The organism is Mesorhizobium sp. M2A.F.Ca.ET.067.02.1.1, from assembly GCF_004023285.1.
Classification (GTDB): Bacteria; Pseudomonadota; Alphaproteobacteria; order Rhizobiales; family Rhizobiaceae; genus Mesorhizobium.
On sequence record NZ_RZSB01001144.1, the window covers coordinates 1 to 1,237 of the forward strand.

The 1,237-nt window shown below is 58.2% G+C and carries 1 protein-coding gene; it reads right to left on the reverse strand.

The annotated features are described in order from the left end of the window. Window positions 1-227: 227 nt before the first annotated feature. Window positions 228-863 (reverse strand): ATP-dependent Clp endopeptidase proteolytic subunit ClpP, encoded by a 636-nt coding sequence (gene clpP / locus EOA28_RS36220; protein ID WP_126082438.1) that lies wholly within the window; start codon window positions 861-863, stop codon window positions 228-230. Window positions 864-1,237: the final 374 nt, after the last annotated feature.

Here is a 1,237-nt window from a genome sequence, read left to right on the forward strand (position 1 = left end):
GCGGAAACCCGCCCCCGCCAGTGTCCCGGCTCACACAGCGCATTCTGTACGAAACACGAAATCAGAAAACGCGGCAATGATTCGCTGCAACCCCATTCAAAGCTAAGCCGTCGAAAATCAACATAGCCTTAACGTAGGCAATCCCAACGCCTGAGGGAACAGCCAAATGTGGCCGAAATGCCGCAAGCCGCGCCAAAACCGAGTTATGCTGTCGTTTGTTGCCGAAATCAGGCTGAAGCCGTGGCTGTCTCGGCGGCCTCGCGGCTCGAGATGACCTTGTCGATCAGACCGAAATCCCGGGCCTCGTCCGCGGTCATGAAGTGGTCGCGGTCGAGCGTCCGCTCGATCTCCTCATAGCTCTTGCCGGTATGCTTGACATAGACCTCGTTCAAGCGGCGCTTCAGCTTGATGATGTCCTGCGCATGACGTTCGATGTCCGACGCCTGACCCTGGAAGCCACCGGACGGCTGGTGGACCATGATCCGGGCGTTCGGCGTGGCGAAACGCATGTCCTTGTGGCCGGCGGTCAGAAGCAGCGACCCCATCGAGGCGGCCTGACCGATGCAGAGCGTCGACACGGCCGGTTTGATGAACTGCATGGTGTCGTAGATCGCCATGCCCGAGGTGACGACGCCGCCCGGCGAATTGATGTAGAGGTTGATTTCCTTCTTGGGGTTCTCCGCCTCGAGGAACAAAAGCTGTGCACAAACCAGCGTCGCCATCCCGTCCTCGACCGGACCGGTGATGAAGATGATGCGTTCCTTCAAGAGGCGCGAGAAAATGTCATAGGCGCGCTCGCCGCGATTGGTCTGCTCGACCACCATCGGAACGAGGTTCATGTAGGTTTCAACGGGGTTCTTCATGGACTACCCTTGTTGGAGATGGATTTCCGGCACCTTGTTATACGAGCAATGGCGCGGAATCGTTCTGGATCGGTTACGACCTAAATAGGATGCCGGCTCACCCTAGCGCAAGGCCGCCTCTCCTAACCATCTGGTTAAGTCGAGTAAAGCGCGACCGGCCCGGGAAATACCGCCGATTTGATCGCGCGCGACGGCTTCGGTCCTGGTTGGCCGCACGAAGCCATCCGCAAGGTAGCAATTCCTTAACCGCGCCGCTTAACGAAAAGCCTTGAAATCACTGTCCGACCCCGGACCTTCGGCTACAGTCCTGCGTTGTGAAGGTGCCCTTTTTTCAACGGGGGAATGTCATGATCCGCAAACACTCCGTATCGCGG